Consider the following 17132-nt stretch of genomic DNA (forward strand, 5'->3'; position numbering starts at 1 on the left):
CTTTTTTTAAGTTATCCTTCATCGGGGTTTAATTAATCCAGCGGACCTTTCACCCCAGAAGCCCGCCAAGGTGGTGGACTTTAACTTAAAAACCATTCTCAATTCTATGAAAACGTCCATTTTGGCTGCCTTCGTCGTAGCTGCACTTTTGGGAACTACTGCATTTGCCAACACCCCATCACAGGACAAACCCGTGAGTAAAACAATGACCACGACCGTTAAGAAATCGACGCCGGTTAAAACGTCTGCAACAACTAAGTCGGTTCATAAAAAGCACGTTAAAACGTCTGAATAGACATTCCACCACATAAAAAAAGAGACCCTTTTTACAAGAATCTCTTTTTTTATGTGGTGATTTAACTTTTCTTATTGAACAGCCACGATCTTGAATTCTGTGCGCCGGTTTTGCTGATGCTCGCCCTCAGAACAGTTTACGCCATCGACGCAGCCGTTAATAATTTCTGACTCACCGTAGCCACGGGCAACAAGTCGATTAGCTGGAACGCCCCTGGACACCAGGTAATCCATAGCCGCTCTGGCCCGGTTTTCAGATAATCGGATGTTGTAGGTGTCGGTAGCCCGCGAATCGGTATGTGAGCGTAGTTCGATCTGCATTTGTGGATATTCTTTTAAAATAGCCAGCACGTGATCCAGTTCCTGTGCCGCATCGGCCCGAATGAAAAACTTGTTCAGATCGTAATAAATGTTTTTTAATTGAAAAACGTCGCCAACACCATACAAACCTAGCGAGTCGGTGATCACCTGAGCTTTTCGCTTTGTTTTACCATATTGCGCTTTCTTGGTCGCGTAGCGGTCTTTTTGAGCGGTGATCGTGTAAGGTGCATTAGGCTTCACATCGAATTCATACCCTCCATCGGGGCCGGTGGTAACGGTTTGCTCCGACTTGTCTTTATCATTCCGTAAAGTCACTTTCACACCTTTGGCCGGCTGCTGATTCACTTCCGTCTTGATTACGCCTTTTACCACCGTATTTTCCGAACGCTCCAGATAAATGGACACATTCAATACCGGCTTGGGCGATTGGGTAAGGGTTGAAAACCGGACGCTGTTCATGGCAAATCCTTCTTTGATAGCCCTAAACTCATAATCAGCATTTGAGTCGACACAAAGATCAGTACGTCCTTTTTCATTCGTCACGCGTAAATCCTGATTTACGCCGTTACGCAGAATGCGGACATCGGCATTTTCGAGGGGTGTTCCGGTTTTGGCATCATACACCAGAATGTTCAGCTGCTTGCATGTACGTCGGAAGGAATAAATGTCATCATCACTCACGCCCTTTTTACGGTTGCTGCTGAAATAACCACTGGTGCGGTACTTATCCGTGATGAACCCAAAATCATCTTTCTCGGAATTGATGGGAGCACCTGCGTTCTGAACGCCTTTATAAGCGATTCCATCTTTCAGTTCCGCTACAAATACATCCAGCCCCCCAAGTCCTTCATGTCCGTCTGAGGAGAAGTAAAGATTTTCGCCCTCAGCGGCAAACGGAAACATTTCGTTGCCTTCTGTATTGATTTCCTTACCCATATTAACGGGCGTTCCCCACTGCCCGTTACTGAATTCAACTACGTAGATGTCCGTACCGCCATACCCACCCGGCATGTCCGATACAAAATACATTTTTGTATTGTCGGGCGAGAAAGCCGGGTGACCTACGGAGTATTCGTTACTGTTGAACGGCAACTCCTGAATATCAACCCACTTTCCATTTTTGTTGACTGAAGAATATAATTTCAGCTTTTTAACACCATCCGAGCTTTTCCCTGATTTCCCCTTACTGGTATTATTACGGGTAAAAACAATGAAGTTCTGATCTTTGGTGAACGACATGGGACCTTCGTGGTACTTTGTATTCAATGTACGGCTGAAGACTTCCGTTTTAGATAAAGGCGTATTGTCGGCCGGTACTTCGGGGCCTTCTATCTTGGTTTCACTACCGCCCCCTAACACCGCCGAATTAACCGAACGGGCCAGGTCTGAACCAGGCACACGAAGCTGATTCGTATCGGGGTGAAAATACAGGTCCAGAAAAGGCGTTTGATTCCAGTTGAATACCCGCTTCACAGCCCCCGATTCGTCCCGGGCTGATACAAAAACTAACCCGTTCTTGTAATACATAGGACTAAAATCGGCCTGCCGGGAATTAATAGGCAGATTATAGAGTCTGTACGATGAGGAGTCCTGATAGAACCGGCTCATATCCATGTAGGAGACCGTAAAGCGTCGACCGCGTAAATCCTCTTTTTGCTTTTCGCCATACTGGCTGTACATTTTTTGGGATTCCCGGTATTTACCGTTCTGGGCCAGCGATTGGGCGTAGTATAGATACACCTCGCTATCAAGCTCCGTATATGATTTAACCAGTTCGCCGTAAACACGTTCCGCATTACGTGTATCTTCTAGTTTCCGATAGGAATATCCAAGTTTAATTAATGCGTCGCGGGTTTCGGCAGGGTCCTTCTTTTTGTCGGTCCGCAAAAACTCCTCATAGGCCCGCACCGCGCTTACATAACTAAGGTTGTCAAATTGCTTATTAGCCGCTCGTAGCCGCGCACTTTGTGCCTGAGCAGTCAGACTCCAGAAGGCCAGTCCTATCAGTAGCAGGACACGTACAATTCGGTTCATGGTAATTATTGAGTTAAAATTCTTGGGCTTGCTCAAACCTTATCAAATAAGGTGCCAACTTTACAAAAGCGTGTTCTAAGCCAGAAAGCCGAAGCATATTATTTATTTTATTTAGGTTAATAGAGCTATTTATTCACTTAACGAAGGCTTCCATCCGTACAATTCGGGAGGTTTGGTCCGTCAAGCGAAACCGGTGACCGATTCGGCGACCAACAACCCAGGCTATATCACTCCCGGAAAGCAGTACAACCGTTCGCTCTCGTTCCAGCCGGCTTACTTTGAGGTCATTCAACAAATCACTAACCAGCTTATGCCCTTTCAGCCCTAGTGGCCGCAGTTTATCTCCCTGTTGCCAAAGACGAATCGTAAGCGGAAAAACCAGCTTGTCAGCATCCAGCAAAGCAATGGCAGGGTCATCAGTGATCGTTACGTTAACAGGCTTCTCCAGTAAGTCGATAGCTAGGGTGAAGAGTCCTGATATATCAACCGGTGCCGTAGGCCACTCCGCCAGTACCAGACTAAAGTCTACCGGTTGTGGTAAGGGTTCGACTAACAATCCAAATCGCTCATGAACAATCCGGTGGGTACCCGATTGAATAACCTGGCCGGGAGCATGGGAGAGGATATGGGCAACTTGCTGGGCTTGGTCGGTTGTGAAGCCAAAGGGTTTCAGCCACTCCATTAACCGGAAAGCTACTTCCGGCATCAGGCGTAACTTTTCTCTGGAAAGTACCACACCGTTATTTCTCGGTTCAGCTATTGTCTGCCAGGATCGGTCGAGTTCTGCCCTCATGAGCACTTCGGCCGCCCGAAACCGCTCAATGGTTCTGGGCAGCGTTTGCCATAGACCCGGATTCAACTCGTTAAGAACCGGTATCACATGATGACGGATTCGATTCCGGGCATACTTATCATCGGCGTTCGAACTATCTTCCCGGTAAACCAGTCCCTGTTCGTTCACATAGGCCGCCAGTTGATCGCGGGTAGCAAACAGCAATGGCCGAACAAGCTGATTTTGCCGGGGCGAAATACCATGCAGACCCGCTAATCCAGTGCCCCGCGTCAGATTAAGTAACACGGTTTCCAGCAGGTCATTAAGGTGATGCCCCGTGGCGACGCAGGCATAGGCATGTTGCTGAATCAGTTCCTCGAACCATTTGTACCGCAACTCACGGGCAGCCATCTGGATCGAGATCCGGTGCTGCTGCGCAAATTCAGACGTATTAAAACGGATGGTATGAAACGGAACCCCATAGCGCCTTGCCATGTTTTCTACAAAAATGGCATCAGTATCAGATTCGGAAGCCCGCATACTGAAGTTTACATGTGCCATCGCAAACGGCTGACCAACCTGGTAAAACAAATGGGCCATCGCCACCGAATCGACACCACCACTAACCGCCAGCAAAACCCGTTCAGTCGGCCCAAACAGCTGATTGTCGTTAATAAATCCTAAAAATTCTGCATCAACCATTTGGTGTCGGCCCTAAGCCGTAGTTTTGTAACCATGATTCGTTTGCTTGCCGCTTTTATTCTGCTTTGTTCACTGCTCATCTCGGCCAGTTCATGGGCGCAGGTTAACCAGCCTATGCCCGGTCGACCGAGCGTACCGGGTAGCCCTGCCGACAAAGTCGAGTTGCTACCGGGTGCAGACTCGCTGGTGGGTCTCACTGTACCCGGCCAGGTTGTACGGAAAATATACAACAACGTTCGGTTCCGGCAAAAAGGGGTGCTTATGTTCTGTGACCTTGCCATACAGAACGCAACGACCAATGTGATTGAAGCCTACGGTCATGTAAAGATCATACAGGGCGATACCATTACCGTTCAGGGCGATACTATGTTTTACTACGGAAATGTGAAACAGGCAAATCTACGGGGACGTGTCAGCTTACGCGACCGAAAGATGACCCTCACCACGGCCCAGCTCGATTACGACATGTTATCGGGTATTGCCCATTACCCAACTCCCGGCCGCATTGTTGACAAAGAGAACATACTGACCAGTAAAGAAGGGTACTATGACACACGTACCAAGCTGTTCACTTTCCGACAGAACGTTCGTCTGGTAAACCCCAAAGGTACACTCACGGCCGATTCCCTACTGTATAACTCCATAAGCCGACTGGCTATTTTTCAGGGGCCAACACGGATAACGAATAAAGATGGTGTTTTGACGGCTGTCGAAGGGCAGTATAACACAACAACCGGCATTTCGAATTTCCGACGACGGGCCACCGTTGAAACGCCCAAATACCGGCTCACCGGCGATACCTTGTATTACGACAACCTTTCTGAGCTGGGTATCGCGAAAGGGAATGTGATCATGGTGGCAAAAGATAAACAGGCTGTAATTACCGGTGATCATGTTCGCTACAATGGCAAAGCGGGAATATCGCGGGTAACGGGGCATCCGGTAGCTAAAAGCCTGGCAAATGAAACCACAAAAGACACCCTTTATCTGCGGGCCGACACGCTTTTTTCCTTTGACAATAAGGTGACGAACACCCGCCGGTTATTAGGGCAGAAAAATGTGTTTTTGTACAAATCCGATTTGCAGAGTAAGTGTGATTCGCTCATTTACGACACTGCCGATTCCACAATTTATTTTTTCAAAAAACCCATCGTCTGGAGTCAGAATAAATACCAAATGGAAGCGGATTCGATGCGGGCCGTTATGAAAAATAACAGGATCAATACCCTTTTTTTAAAGACTAAATCGTTCGTCATTTCGCTCGACACGCTGAACAATTACAATCAGATAAAAGGGCGTACGATCACCGCTTTTTTTGCCACAAAAGTGGTTTCGACAACGGTTGGATCGGCCAATTCTGACGGTTTCCAGGCACAAAAAGCGACCAATGCACCTGCTTCTCTTTCAGCAGTAGCAACGAATCGGCCCGTAAAACGCGTATTGGCGAATAAAACCGGGGTACCCGTTTCAACCACTGTTTCAACGCAGGAGCAAACCGTGATAGACCGGGTTTTAGTCGAAGGCAATGGACAGAGTTTATACTACGCTGTTGACGAAAAAAACAAGTTGATCGGGTTGAACCATGTTGAATCCAGTAAAATGAATATTGAATTTAACGATAATAAGGTTGGGCGAATTCGCTTTTATGGGCACCCGGATTCTCAGTTAATTCCACCAAAAGAGCTGACGCCCGACGTTCAGCAATTGGATGGTTTTCGGTGGCGTGAAGCTGAAAAACCAACCAAGAAACAAGTTTTATGGCTGGAAGCACCACCTGCCGAGCAGCCGGTAATTAGAAAACCATTAAAAAATAAGAACGCAATTAAACCTTTGGCTCAAAAATTGGTTCAAAAAGGTAATAATTGACCCTTTTAACAATTTTTTAGACAATAGCCCGTTGACTTTGTCTTTTAAGATGAATAGGTTTGTGTTGAATACAAGCGTGCATGAAGTAGACTTACATGAAACAACTTATACTTATTGGTGTACTGATGGGCTTGCTAACGGCAAGGAACCCGCTCAAGGCGCAGGTCGCCCAGCGGGATTCTGATGCTCGGAAGGGAAGTCGACTCGAATTGGGTCGTACCACATCAGCACGCAAACCAACCACGGCGGGCCTTCCCGTGCAGCGGTTTTCCATTGTACCCAACCCTACGCTGTCCGGGCTCGACAGGTCCATGACCGTACATAAGAACAGTGCTATCAATGAACACTACCGTTCGTTGCTGATGTCCCGTTCTACATCTAAATCAACGACGGCAGAGATTTCCCCTGCCCTTGAAAGTGCTCCTCGTCAGCCGGTTGCCGTTCAGGAGGGCAAAGCAGAGAACCGACTCTTTACAAATGAGAAAATCTGGGTCTCCAATGCTTATCCGAACCCTGCCGACGATGTGGCTGAAGTAGATTACCAGTTTTCCAGTCCCGGCGAAGCAAAACTTGTTTTGCTGAATGTTTTAGGGGCTCCGGTTGCCGAATATGAACTGGAGCGGAATGAGCGTAAGCTTCGTATCGGTACTCGTTTGCTGGACACCGGCTATTACTTATACCAACTCTCTGTTGATGGAAAGAAAGTAGCTACAAAACGGTTGCTCGTTCGCCACCAATAAGCTAGTTTTTTAGTTAAAATAACCTAAACGGACCGATTCACCAGTCATTTTCAGCACTACACAGGGCCACATCGTCGTTTTAACGGTGTAGCCTTTATTTTTTTTGTATCTTTGCAAACATATGCAACACCGTCATATTGGTAAGATTCTGTTAGGGGTTTGGGTAGCGTTTCTGCTTGGATCATGCAGTCCGTTTTCAAAATTACAGAAAAGTGGGAGCGATGACGCGAAATACAAAGGAGCCATTGAGTATTACAAGAAGGGCGACTGGTATCGGGCAGGTTTGTTATTTGAGGAGCTAATTCCAGTTCTTAAGGGCAGCACTGAGTCAGAGATGGCCCAGTTCTACTACGCCTATACACAGTACCAGCAACAGCAGTACCTGCTAAGTGCTACCCTCTTCAAGAAGTTCTACGAGACATTCGCCCGGTCCGACTACGCGCAGGAGGCCATGTACATGTATGCTTATTCCCTGTACAAGGATACCCCCTCCTATAACCTTGATCAGTCTAACACGCTAACCGCCACATCAGCGCTTCAGGACTTTATCAATGCCTATCCAGATAGTAAGTATAAAGATGAATCAACCAAGTTGATTCTGGAACTGCGTGGTAAGCTGGAACGGAAAGCATACGAAAAAGCCAGATTGTACTACAAGACCAGTGGCTTCAATATTGCGTCCTACAAATCTTCAGTTATCGCCATTAACAACTTTCAAAAGGATTTTCCTGATTCTGAGTACAACGAAGAACTGGCATTCTTAAAAGTTGATGCAGAGTTCAGTCTGGCTCAGAACAGTCTGGAAACCAAGCAGAAGGAACGTTATCAGGAAGCAATCAGTTATCATCAGGCTTTTGTGGACAAATATCCTAACAGCCGATATCTGAAACAATCCGAAAAAATGTTCGAAACCAGTCAAAAAGAAATTGACCGTCTGGACAAACTCGAACAGGAACGCGAAAAAGAAAAAGAGCGCTTAAAAGATGCCAATCGCCCCGCAAAGGTAACGGCAGCCAATTAAATACAGTTTACGGTTGAACGACTCTTGAGCGACAACTAGAGTAAACTTCACATCAATTTCGAGAATCAATTATTATGGCAACAAATCCATCGATCATCACCCGCAATAGCGACAAAATCGCTATTCAGACCGGGAATCTGTACGAATCGGTATCCATTATATCGAAACGCGCCCGTCAGATAGCAACCAAGAATAAAGAAGAGTTAAGCAACAAATTATCGGAGTTCGTATCGGCTGTCGATAATCTGGAAGAAGTCTTCGAGAACCGGGAGCAAATCGAGATATCGAAGTTTTACGAGCGGATGCCGAAGCCAACGTCGATTGCTACAGATGAGTTTTTGGAGGGTAAAGTCTACTGGCGTTATAACGACGAAGACGCTCAACAGTAAACCTTCCCACATAGTTTTTTTTCAATGACCGCACGGTAAATTACCGTGCGGTCATTGGTGTTTTATGTCCGGTTAATTGTGCTTGTGTTATTCGTTCGGAAAGGCACATCCACATTACCAAAAATGATTAACCATTAATCAACAACCAATGTCGCTGGCAGGCAAACGAATTCTTCTGGGGGTAACGGGTAGCATATCCGCATATAAATCGGCGCTGCTGGTGCGGCTTTTGGTAAAAGCCGGTGCTGAGGTGCAGGTCATCATGACCACGTCCGCCCAACAGTTTATCACTCCGTTAACACTGGCAACCCTCTCAAAACGACCGGTTCTATCAACTTTTACCACTTCAGCCAGTGAACATAATGGCGACGGAAGCTGGAATAACCACGTTGAACTTGGCCTTTGGGCCGATGCCCTGGTCATTGCTCCTGCATCGGCCAATACGCTGGCTCGTTGTTCAATTGGCCTGTGTAATGATCTGCTGGCGGCTGTTTATTTATCAGCCAGATGCCCGGTATTTTTTGCCCCGGCAATGGACGTCGACATGTACCAGCACCCAACAACCCTTGAGAACCTTCGGAGACTGGAATCGTTTGGCAACCACATCATCCAGGCTGAACACGGTGAGTTGGCCAGTGGCTTGATTGGCGCCGGACGATTGGCGGAACCCGAAACTATCGTCGATGTTCTGGATAGATTCTGGACGGTCGATCAGGCAGGACCGTTGGCGGGCAAGCAGGTGCTGATAACAGCGGGACCGACCCAAGAGGCTATCGACCCCGTTCGATTCATCAGTAACCATTCCACGGGTAAAATGGGTTATGCCATTGCCAGAGCGTTCGCCAGTGCAGGTGCCCATGTTACACTGGTGAGTGGCCCTACGGCGCTACCCCTCCCCGACCCAACCATCCGGCGCATTGATGTTCATTCGGCTCAGGAAATGTTTGAGGCCACTAGACTGGTCTTTGAAAAGGCAGATATTGTCGTTCTAAGTGCCGCAGTTGCCGATTATACACCTGCTCATCCGGCCGATCAGAAGATCAAGAAGAAAGAAACAGTTTTTTCACTGGAGCTCACAAAAACCACCGACATTGCCGCTACGTTAGGCGCACAGAAGCGGCCGGGTCAGTTGATGATGGGCTTTGCTCTCGAAACAAATAATGAGCGAGAGAACGCGCTGAAAAAACTTTATTCTAAGAATTTAGACTGGATTGTGTTAAATTCACTACGTGATTCGGGCGCCGGTTTTGGGCACGATACCAACAAGATTACCGTTATGGATAAGTCTGAACAGACATACGAATTTGCCCTTAAATCGAAGGACGAAGTGGCACAGGATTTGGTTAGTTTAGTTGAAAAAGCGCTTTAATACACAGATGTTCCGCCACATCCAACGGAAGTAATAATGAACGTACTACGAATTTTTCTGCTGTTAAGTTGTCTGGTCGGCTCTGTGCGGGCGCAGGAACTTAACTGTCAGGTGACCGTTAATTCAGACCAGTTATTTGCCCAGCAAAAAACTGATTTTTCCTACATAAACCAGCTAAAGGGAATCATTACGGAGTTCATGAACAACCGTCGCTGGAGCAATGACCAGTTTGGTGTGTCGGAACGCATTAATTGTTCATTGAATATTAACCTGCTAAAGTCCCTCACCCAGGGCGCTTTTGAGGCAACTGCTCAGATCACGGTAACCCGTCCGGTTTATGGCACAAACTACGAAACAACGACGTTCAGCTATGTCGACCGTTCGTTCAACTTTGTCTATCTGCCTACAACTCCCGTTTATTATCGGGAGAACCAGTACACCGACGATCTGACATCACTGCTTGCCTACTACGCCAATGTGATCCTGGCGGTTGATTATGACACGTTCAGTAAGCAGGGCGGTAATCCATACGTGCAGCGGGCCTATACGATCACGAACCTGGCTCAACAGGGATCGCCGAACGGGGCCTGGCAAAATGGAGGAGACCGCCGAAACCGATACTGGCTGATTGAGAACATGCAGAACCAGCAACTGATCCCTTTTCGGGATGGCCTTTACACCTATCACCGACAAGTCCTGGATGCGTTTGCGGCCAACCCCCTGCAAGCTCGCAAACAAACGCTGAACCTGCTGAACACGATCCGTACAATTGGCCTTCAACTACCTAATTCCGTCTTGATCAATTCGTTCTTCGATGCGAAATCGCAGGAGTTATACAATATCCTCTATGAGGGGACCCCGGCCGAACGAAAACAAGCGTTTGACCTGCTTTCGTTTCTGGATCCGGCCAAAACAGAAAACTACCGGAAATTAATACAGTGAGCCGTAACAAGTGAGTAATTTTGTCTTTATTCGCTGTTACCTGTTTACTGCTAACTACCTCTTATTTTGCTTTCGCATTTACTCATAAAAAACTATGCACTAATTGACCAACTCGAGCTTTCGCCCGATCGTGAACTCAATATCGTCACGGGTGAAACGGGAGCCGGTAAGTCAATTATTCTGGGGGCTATCGGGTTATTGCTGGGTAACCGGGCCGATACGCGCGTGCTTTACAACCCCGAACAAAAATGCATTATCGAAGGTATCTTTGGTGTATCGGGTTATCGCATTGAACAGATCTTTGAAGAAGAAGAACTAGATTATTCCGACACCTGTATTGTGCGTCGGGAAATCAGCGTGAGCGGTAAGTCGCGTGCCTTTGTCAACGATACCCCCGTCAACCTCGAAACGCTTCGGCGCATTACGAGCGAGATGATGGACATCCACTCACAACACGACTCGGTGTTGTTGGGCTCCAACGATTACCAACTGGAGATTGTGGATACGTATGCCCAGAATGAAATGCATTTACGCACCTATCGGGCTGATTACCAAGCGTACCGGGTAAAGAAAGCCCACCTCGACCAGCTACAGTCTGAGGCTTCGGCCATGCGGAAAGAGTTTGATTACAATAATTTTCTGTATGAAGAACTCGTGAAAGCGCAACTGCTTCCTGACGAACAGGAGACGCTTGAACAGGAGCTGACGATTCTGGAAAATGCCGAAGACATTAAAGAACGCCTTCAGGTAGCTTATGAATACCTGGACAATACGGAGCAATCGGTCATTGACTTTTTAAAAGGTACGGTTAGCAATCTGGCTTATATCAGCAAACTGTCGAATCAGTACGAGCAACTGCAACAACGGGCGCAGAGCAGCCTGATCGAATTGCGCGACTTAGCCGATGAAATCAGTATTGAACAGGATCGGGTAGAAATTGACGACACACGGGCCGAAACGATTCGCGAACGACTCAACCTGATGTATCAGCTCCAGACAAAGCATCAGGTGAAAGACGTGGCGGCACTGATTGCCTTACGCGATGAACTTGGCCTGAAAGTAAGCAAAGTACTGAATCTGGATGATGCCCTGGCGGATGCCAAAGCGCAGACCGATGCAGCCCGTGCTCAGCTGCAAATTAGTGCAAACGCCCTATCAAATTCGCGAAATGCGGTCCTTCAGCCTATTGAAACCGAAATTGGCAGTTTACTGAATGATCTGGGAATGCCCAACGCATCGCTGAAAGTTCATGCTGAGATCGGCAAACCCACCGCATCGGGTGTCGACACAATTTCGTTTTTATTTAGTGCCAACAAAGGCGTTAAGCCCCAGCAATTGAAGAATGTGGCATCGGGTGGTGAGTTCTCCCGATTGATGATGGCCATCAAGTATATTCTCGCCAGCAAACGATCGCTACCTACCATCGTCTTCGACGAAATTGACGCAGGTGTATCGGGAGAGATTGCCATTAAGATGGGGAACATGATGCGGGATATGGCCCATAGTCATCAGATTATTGCTATTACCCACTTACACCAGATTGCCGGTCAGGGCACCGCCCACTATTTCGTGTATAAAGATCATTCAGCGGCTAAAACCGTCAGCCGTATGAAAAAGCTGACCCTGGAAGAACGCGTTAACGAAATTGCCCAGATGATTGGCGGCAAAAATCCTTCTCCCAGTGCCCTTAAAAATGCTCGTGAAATATTAAAACAACGGGCTGCCTCAACAGCAAAATAATGCACAGATCAAACGCGATCCCATTGGCCATTACCTACTTAACCTAAACCCTCCATTGCTCTATGCGTAAACTTACCCTTTCACTTGTTGGACCGTTTATTCTGTCCTGCTTGTTATGGTCATGCAACTCAGGAGAAGAAGCTGTTAAAGAAGCTGAGAACGACGTATTCGCTATCCATGACAAAATAATGCCCAAAATGGACGACATTATGAAAATGCGAAAGCAGTTAAAACAACGGATTGCTTCGCTCGATAGCCTTAAAGAAAGCGGATCGGCCAGCGCTACACTTCGTGTAGATGAAGAGCGGGAACAGGCGAGTCGGTTACGTCGTGATCTAGATGTTGCGGACAGCCTGATGATGAACTGGATGGATCAATACAACGGTGACACACTATCCAAGCTGCCATCCGAAGAAGCACTGCGCTATTTAAGCGCGCAAAAAGACCAAATCAACGATGTCAATTCAAAAATCAAAACGAGTCTTGAACAGGCAAGCCAGTTCCTGGGTAAAAAATAGTCTCTGGATTCTGCTCACCGGGGTTACCCTGAGCCAGTCAGGCTGTACCGGTTCAGCGGATAAACTCCCTATATTAGGCCAGCGGGAAGCCGTTACCAAAATGGTTGATGGCAAAGCAGTCACTGATTCCGTTTATCAGTCCATCCCTGATTTTAAGTTTGTCAGTCAATATGGTGATACCGTTACGGCGAATACCCTAAGCAATAAAATTTACGTTGCTGACTTTTTCTTTACCAATTGCCCGACCATTTGCCCAAAAATGAAGGTGCAGCTGAAACGGGTATACGAAAAATTTAAAGGAAATCCGGATGTCATGCTGCTATCTCACACCATTGACCCGGCACACGACTCTGTGGCTGTTCTAAAAGAATTTGCCCAAAACCTTGGCGTTACGGGTCGGCAATGGTTGTTTGTGACCGGCGACCGGGACAAAATTTATGACATTGGCCAAAATAGCTATATGGTAACGGCTCAAGCCGATTCATCGGCACCAGGGGGCGTTGTTCATAGCGGAGCGTTCATTCTGGTCGACAAAGACAGGCATATCCGGGGTATTTACGATGGTACTACGGAGTCTGGCGTTGATCAACTAATGACCGATATGAACCGATTACTAGCCGAATATAAACCATGATGCTCCACAAATTCGGAATTTTACTGGCCTTCTCTACATTGACCATTATATTTTCCTGCCAGACAGTCGAAGAAATAAAGCGTCAGCGATACATTACTGAAGGTATTTTTCTGTTCAAGAATAATTGCGCCAACTGTCATCAAGCCAAAGGCCAGGGTGTTGCCTCTCTGTATCCACCCATTGCGGGATCGGATTATCTGGTTAACAAAAAAAGTGTAATTTGCCTGATTCGGAACGGGCAGCAGGGGCCAATCGTCGTTAACGGTAAGCCATATAATCGGCCTATGCCAGCACAGCCCCAACTGAGTGATCTGGAGGTGGCCGAACTGACTACCTACATCTACAATGAATGGGGTGGCGAAACTAAAGTGACCGACGTTAAGGAAGTAACACCGGTTCTGAATACGTGCAAAAAATAGGTGTTAAGCCTGTTTTTTGCGTTTATATCCCCCCTTCTACGTTAAAAACGCCAGTTGGTTTTCGAATGGCGTACTGGCTGAAATCCTGGTTCGCGTCAAGGCCGATGCCATAGAGCTTCTCACCCGTCAGTTGGCTCAGGACTGTCACCCGTTTCTCCGTAAATACCTTTTTGGTTGTTGGTTTCCAGTTCAACTCGGGTGTGAGCAGCTTTTCCTGTTTTTGTTTATTGACGACAACAACGTTGCCCATAACAGTATACAGGTCTTTTACTTTATCATACCGGCCAGAATCCGATCGAATAGTGGTTATTTCATCGCCCGTTGGGCTGTAGAAAGAAATATAAACGGGTTTTGGATAACGTCGATCCTCATTCATATAGCGAAATTGCTTAGCGGTCGTCAGTTTAACCTTCAATTTAGCGGCCTCGCTATAGAGTAACTTTACATCATTAATTTCTTCAATCGGCCCATTGTATGGATTTACCTTTTTTACCTGCTTCGTCTCTTCACAAGCCGTTAAAAGCCATGAAAAAGGTAGAAGGATAAAAGACAGATAAATCGCCGTTTTTTTCAAATCAACTCTTCTGTTTACTGTAGTATTGACGTCTATTTTCATTGGAGTACTTGACAATAAGTCTTTTAGTCAATGTTCTCGCTTACCTGTACGGTCCTGAACAACGGCTGCGTAGGGCTCACAGATTAAAAGCAGATGCCCGCAATAAATGTTCCTGCGGGCATCTGCTTTTTTGACTATAAAAGAAAAGGACATACGATACCGAGCAGCTCGCAACGACCATTAAAGCTGTTAATCGATAACTGTTTTACGGAACCATAGGTCATTAAGTGAGAACCCTAGCCCAAAACGGAAGTAATTCTCTTTGATCTGGGTACCACTCAGAACCCCTCGCTGCCCGCCGACGAGCGAGAGCGTGACGTGGTTTACGTAATAAGCGCCAAGCGGAATAGATACGCCAAGGCTTCCATTTACATCATTCAATTGAACCCCATTATTTGCCACATACGGCATGCGGTTATATTGAAAACCGGCCCGATACGTGATCAGGTCCTTATAGCGGTTCGACGTTGGTTTAGGGGTATATTCAAGTCCGGCAGAAATATTTGTTGCGTCAACGAGGTTCCCCGGTTTATTTTCTGCCGTCCGGTATTGGCTCCATTTCTGAAAACCAACATCGACGCCAAAGAGGAGCGTATTGCTTTTTTCAATACTTACCCCGAAATGCATTTGCTGGGGTAAAGTTGAGAAGGCATTTGAATTAAGTCGTAGGGTATCTGGTGATGCAATGGCCTGTCCGCTCAATGTAGTCTGCTGATAGATATCGGTCTGAACAGCCTTTACCCGTATTTGCGGGTCGTAGGTGGCGCCGACATTAAGGGCCCATTTGTCATTGATTTTAGGCCGCCAGGCAGCACCCAGTTTCCAGACGATATCGCTGTAATTGGTTCGTTCCAGGTGGTTTATACGAATGTCAGACGATGAATTGACAATAGCTCTGGCGTCCGACGAATTGGTAATATTGCCAAAAAGGAAGGAGGCTTCTACACCCGCATAAATGTTTTTCGCAACCCGAAATCCATTGGAAAAAGTAGCTTTGTTTAACCCTCCCCGACCGGTGTAATTGTATTCGGCAAAATACTGCGTTCCGGGGACCGATTCGTATTTCTGAATATTGTAGTTCACATAGGTATAAGGCTTCAGACTCAAGCCCATGGTCCAACGGGAATTGGCCGGAAACGACAACGCCAGATAACTTAGGTTACCGGCAAAGTTGCTTTGACTTTTAACACTATTGCTGATGTTTTGGCTTATGGTTTTCGATTGACCGATCAGGCCAACTTCAAAAACGGTAAACCGCGATCTGCGGGCCAGTAAAGCAGGGTTTTGCAGGTTCAGGTAAAAGGCATTTGCGTTGCTCACGCCTACATCGCCCATACCCATATTTGTAATATTACCGGGGCTGTAAAGTTCTCCGATGCCCAGAGCGGAATAGGGTGAGTTACCCAATCCCTGCGCCAATACTATCGGCGATGTCGCGGCAACAGCCAGCAAACTATGCGTTAACGTCTGGCGTATTCGCTTGTAAATTCTCAACATTATAGCGTAAAATTCGATTCAACCCAATCAGAACCAATTCAGGAACCACAAATATCGGGGGTTTAAGACGACTTTCAAAGGAAGACCCGTCGCCCCCGCACATCAATACCACAATACCCGGGTGTTCCCGGCGGTAGTAATCAACCAAACCATTCATCTCAAACGCCATTCCATTCAATACACCACTCTGCATTGCCTGCTGTGTATTCTTGCCCGTTGGCGAGGGCCAATTTTCTGTTACATCTTCCGGTACATCAACAAGGGGCAGCCGAGCTGTTTGTTCATGCATTGCCCGAAAGCGCATATGCAACCCCAGTGAAATCAACCCTCCCTGAAACACGGCTTCCCGGTCAACCAGATCTGCCGTTAGGCAAGTGCCCAGATCAAGAACAAGGCAATCCTGTTTGGGAAATAGAGTCGTTGCACCCACTGCAGCCGCTACCCGATCGGCTCCCAGCGTCAATGGGGTATCATAAGCTTTACCAATTGGCACCTTCGTCTGACTATCCAGTACCCATACTTCAGTACCCAATTGCGCTAGCTGTTCCCGGATAACCTGCCCGGGCCGACTTGTCGATGACACCATAATATTTGCCGGCAATCGGTTAAGAAGATCATCAGTCAAGTCTTCAACCGATTCGTAACGACCAACATTCACCAGTTCTGAACCCAAAAACCAGCCCGTTTTTAACCTTGAGTTACCCCAATCGATAACCAGGTTCATGGAATCAGAAGGGCCAGCCGAGTAACTTTTACTTTCCATTGCTATTTGGTAAAATGAACGCTTCTTCCTGGTACAAAATTTGTCTCCTTATCTTGTTTTAAGGTTTTTTAACGGGAATAAAGTTTTTTGATGATTTTAAATTATATTCAGCCATTGGAAACATTTGCTACCTGATAACGTTATGTTGATAAAACCGGAACAAAATACTACCTTTGCTTGCATCAATTCGGTCGGCAGGTAGTGCTTCTACCAAAGCAGCAACTCTTTTAAGCTACGGCAGACCTCCGTTTTCCAAACGTTTTAACAATCATCGAGTCTGGCCCCACCAGGCGGTTGTGTTTGGACTAAGCAATCACCCCATTATATACTTTTGACCCATTATCATTACATAATTAGTTGAATTTATCGAGGTTCATTTGGTTTAGTCAATCAGTAACCCCACCCTTAGGCTACCAGTCAACTGCCAATTGCTCTTACAACGGGCAATCTCATTCATTCAATAACTCCCAACTTTCATTATTACCGCCCCGGCGG

The 17132-nt window shown here is 46.8% G+C and carries 16 protein-coding genes; 11 read left to right on the forward strand and 5 right to left on the reverse strand.

Annotation, left to right across the window (positions count from 1 at the left end; all coding sequences use genetic code 11):
- Positions 1 to 106: 106 nt before the first annotated feature.
- Entirely contained in the window at positions 107 to 295 is a 189-nt protein-coding gene (locus ACYVK4_RS18550) for a hypothetical protein (protein WP_461129015.1), read from the forward strand.
- A gap of 71 nt (positions 296 to 366) precedes the next feature.
- On the opposite strand, the gene ACYVK4_RS18555 is transcribed toward ACYVK4_RS18550, so the two are convergent.
- Both ACYVK4_RS18555 and tilS read right to left on the reverse strand, forming a co-directional pair.
- Entirely contained in the window at positions 367 to 2649 is a 2283-nt protein-coding gene (locus tag ACYVK4_RS18555; protein ID WP_461129016.1) for an OmpA family protein, read from the reverse strand.
- A 133-nt stretch (positions 2650 to 2782) separates the two neighbouring features.
- Positions 2783 to 4123, reverse strand: a complete 1341-nt coding sequence (gene tilS / locus ACYVK4_RS18560) for a tRNA lysidine(34) synthetase TilS (RefSeq protein WP_461129017.1) — start codon at positions 4121 to 4123, stop codon at positions 2783 to 2785.
- A 33-nt stretch (positions 4124 to 4156) separates the two neighbouring features.
- On the opposite strand from tilS, the gene ACYVK4_RS18565 reads away from it, so the two are divergent.
- The 10 genes from ACYVK4_RS18565 (at position 4157) to ACYVK4_RS18610 (ending at position 13761) form a co-directional block, all read left to right on the forward strand.
- Positions 4157 to 5989 carry an OstA-like protein gene (locus ACYVK4_RS18565; RefSeq protein ID WP_461129018.1) on the forward strand — a complete coding sequence of 611 codons (1833 nt, stop codon included), beginning with the start codon at positions 4157 to 4159 and terminating at the stop codon, positions 5987 to 5989.
- A 95-nt stretch (positions 5990 to 6084) separates the two neighbouring features.
- Positions 6085 to 6729: a T9SS type A sorting domain-containing protein gene (locus ACYVK4_RS18570; RefSeq protein ID WP_461129019.1), complete on the forward strand. Its 645-nt coding sequence runs from the start codon at positions 6085 to 6087 to the stop codon at positions 6727 to 6729.
- 121 nt (positions 6730 to 6850) lie between these two features.
- On the forward strand, positions 6851 to 7750 hold the full coding sequence (locus tag ACYVK4_RS18575) for an outer membrane protein assembly factor BamD (protein ID WP_461129020.1): 900 nt from the start codon (positions 6851 to 6853) through the stop codon (positions 7748 to 7750).
- Positions 7751 to 7824: 74 nt separating this feature from the next.
- Positions 7825 to 8139 carry a DNA-directed RNA polymerase subunit omega gene (locus tag ACYVK4_RS18580; RefSeq protein ID WP_461129021.1) on the forward strand — a complete coding sequence of 105 codons (315 nt, stop codon included), beginning with the start codon at positions 7825 to 7827 and terminating at the stop codon, positions 8137 to 8139.
- Between the two features lie 148 nt (positions 8140 to 8287).
- Positions 8288 to 9508 carry a bifunctional phosphopantothenoylcysteine decarboxylase/phosphopantothenate--cysteine ligase CoaBC gene (coaBC, locus tag ACYVK4_RS18585; protein ID WP_461129022.1) on the forward strand — a complete coding sequence of 407 codons (1221 nt, stop codon included), beginning with the start codon at positions 8288 to 8290 and terminating at the stop codon, positions 9506 to 9508.
- A gap of 36 nt (positions 9509 to 9544) precedes the next feature.
- Positions 9545 to 10450: a type IX secretion system protein PorD gene (porD, locus tag ACYVK4_RS18590; protein ID WP_461129023.1), complete on the forward strand. Its 906-nt coding sequence runs from the start codon at positions 9545 to 9547 to the stop codon at positions 10448 to 10450.
- Between the two features lie 66 nt (positions 10451 to 10516).
- Positions 10517 to 12190 (forward strand): DNA repair protein RecN, encoded by a 1674-nt coding sequence (gene recN / locus ACYVK4_RS18595; protein ID WP_461129024.1) that lies wholly within the window; start codon positions 10517 to 10519, stop codon positions 12188 to 12190.
- A 62-nt stretch (positions 12191 to 12252) separates the two neighbouring features.
- Entirely contained in the window at positions 12253 to 12708 is a 456-nt protein-coding gene (locus tag ACYVK4_RS18600) for a viral A-type inclusion protein (protein ID WP_461129025.1), read from the forward strand.
- On the forward strand, positions 12674 to 13342 hold the full coding sequence (locus ACYVK4_RS18605; protein ID WP_461129026.1) for an SCO family protein: 669 nt from the start codon (positions 12674 to 12676) through the stop codon (positions 13340 to 13342). The genes ACYVK4_RS18600 and ACYVK4_RS18605 overlap by 35 nt, the downstream gene beginning before the upstream one ends.
- Positions 13342 to 13761 carry a c-type cytochrome gene (locus ACYVK4_RS18610; protein ID WP_461129617.1) on the forward strand — a complete coding sequence of 140 codons (420 nt, stop codon included), beginning with the start codon at positions 13342 to 13344 and terminating at the stop codon, positions 13759 to 13761. Before ACYVK4_RS18605 ends, ACYVK4_RS18610 begins: the two co-directional genes overlap by 1 nt.
- A 22-nt stretch (positions 13762 to 13783) precedes the next feature.
- Here the strand turns inward: ACYVK4_RS18610 and lptC are convergent, their stop codons facing one another.
- The 3 genes from lptC to ACYVK4_RS18625 all read right to left on the reverse strand — a co-directional run bounded on the left by lptC (position 13784) and on the right by ACYVK4_RS18625 (position 16637).
- On the reverse strand, positions 13784 to 14377 hold the full coding sequence (gene lptC, locus ACYVK4_RS18615) for an LPS export ABC transporter periplasmic protein LptC (RefSeq protein ID WP_461129027.1): 594 nt from the start codon (positions 14375 to 14377) through the stop codon (positions 13784 to 13786).
- A 189-nt stretch (positions 14378 to 14566) separates the two neighbouring features.
- Positions 14567 to 15874, reverse strand: coding sequence for an OmpP1/FadL family transporter (locus ACYVK4_RS18620; RefSeq protein ID WP_461129028.1), 1308 nt, complete (start codon positions 15872 to 15874; stop codon positions 14567 to 14569).
- Positions 15831 to 16637, reverse strand: coding sequence for a type III pantothenate kinase (locus tag ACYVK4_RS18625; protein WP_461129029.1), 807 nt, complete (start codon positions 16635 to 16637; stop codon positions 15831 to 15833). Before ACYVK4_RS18625 ends, ACYVK4_RS18620 begins: the two co-directional genes overlap by 44 nt.
- Positions 16638 to 17132 lie beyond the last annotated feature (495 nt).

Source organism: Spirosoma aerophilum (assembly GCF_054782495.1).

What these genes read in the sequence shown, in the direction of transcription:
- ACYVK4_RS18550 (WP_461129015.1), top strand. Translation starts at nt 107, where the DNA reads ATGAAAACGTCCATTTTGGCTGCCTTCGTCGTAGCTGCACTTTTGGGA.
- ACYVK4_RS18555 (WP_461129016.1), bottom strand. Translation starts at nt 2,649, where the DNA reads ATGAACCGAATTGTACGTGTCCTGCTACTGATAGGACTGGCCTTCTGG.
- tilS (WP_461129017.1), bottom strand. Translation starts at nt 4,123, where the DNA reads ATGGTTGATGCAGAATTTTTAGGATTTATTAACGACAATCAGCTGTTT.
- ACYVK4_RS18565 (WP_461129018.1), top strand. Translation starts at nt 4,157, where the DNA reads ATGATTCGTTTGCTTGCCGCTTTTATTCTGCTTTGTTCACTGCTCATC.
- ACYVK4_RS18570 (WP_461129019.1), top strand. Translation starts at nt 6,085, where the DNA reads ATGAAACAACTTATACTTATTGGTGTACTGATGGGCTTGCTAACGGCA.
- ACYVK4_RS18575 (WP_461129020.1), top strand. Translation starts at nt 6,851, where the DNA reads ATGCAACACCGTCATATTGGTAAGATTCTGTTAGGGGTTTGGGTAGCG.
- ACYVK4_RS18580 (WP_461129021.1), top strand. Translation starts at nt 7,825, where the DNA reads ATGGCAACAAATCCATCGATCATCACCCGCAATAGCGACAAAATCGCT.
- coaBC (WP_461129022.1), top strand. Translation starts at nt 8,288, where the DNA reads ATGTCGCTGGCAGGCAAACGAATTCTTCTGGGGGTAACGGGTAGCATA.
- porD (WP_461129023.1), top strand. Translation starts at nt 9,545, where the DNA reads ATGAACGTACTACGAATTTTTCTGCTGTTAAGTTGTCTGGTCGGCTCT.
- ACYVK4_RS18600 (WP_461129025.1), top strand. Translation starts at nt 12,253, where the DNA reads ATGCGTAAACTTACCCTTTCACTTGTTGGACCGTTTATTCTGTCCTGC.
- ACYVK4_RS18610 (WP_461129617.1), top strand. Translation starts at nt 13,342, where the DNA reads ATGCTCCACAAATTCGGAATTTTACTGGCCTTCTCTACATTGACCATT.
- lptC (WP_461129027.1), bottom strand. Translation starts at nt 14,377, where the DNA reads ATGAAAATAGACGTCAATACTACAGTAAACAGAAGAGTTGATTTGAAA.
- ACYVK4_RS18620 (WP_461129028.1), bottom strand. Translation starts at nt 15,874, where the DNA reads ATGTTGAGAATTTACAAGCGAATACGCCAGACGTTAACGCATAGTTTG.
- ACYVK4_RS18625 (WP_461129029.1), bottom strand. Translation starts at nt 16,637, where the DNA reads ATGGAAAGTAAAAGTTACTCGGCTGGCCCTTCTGATTCCATGAACCTG.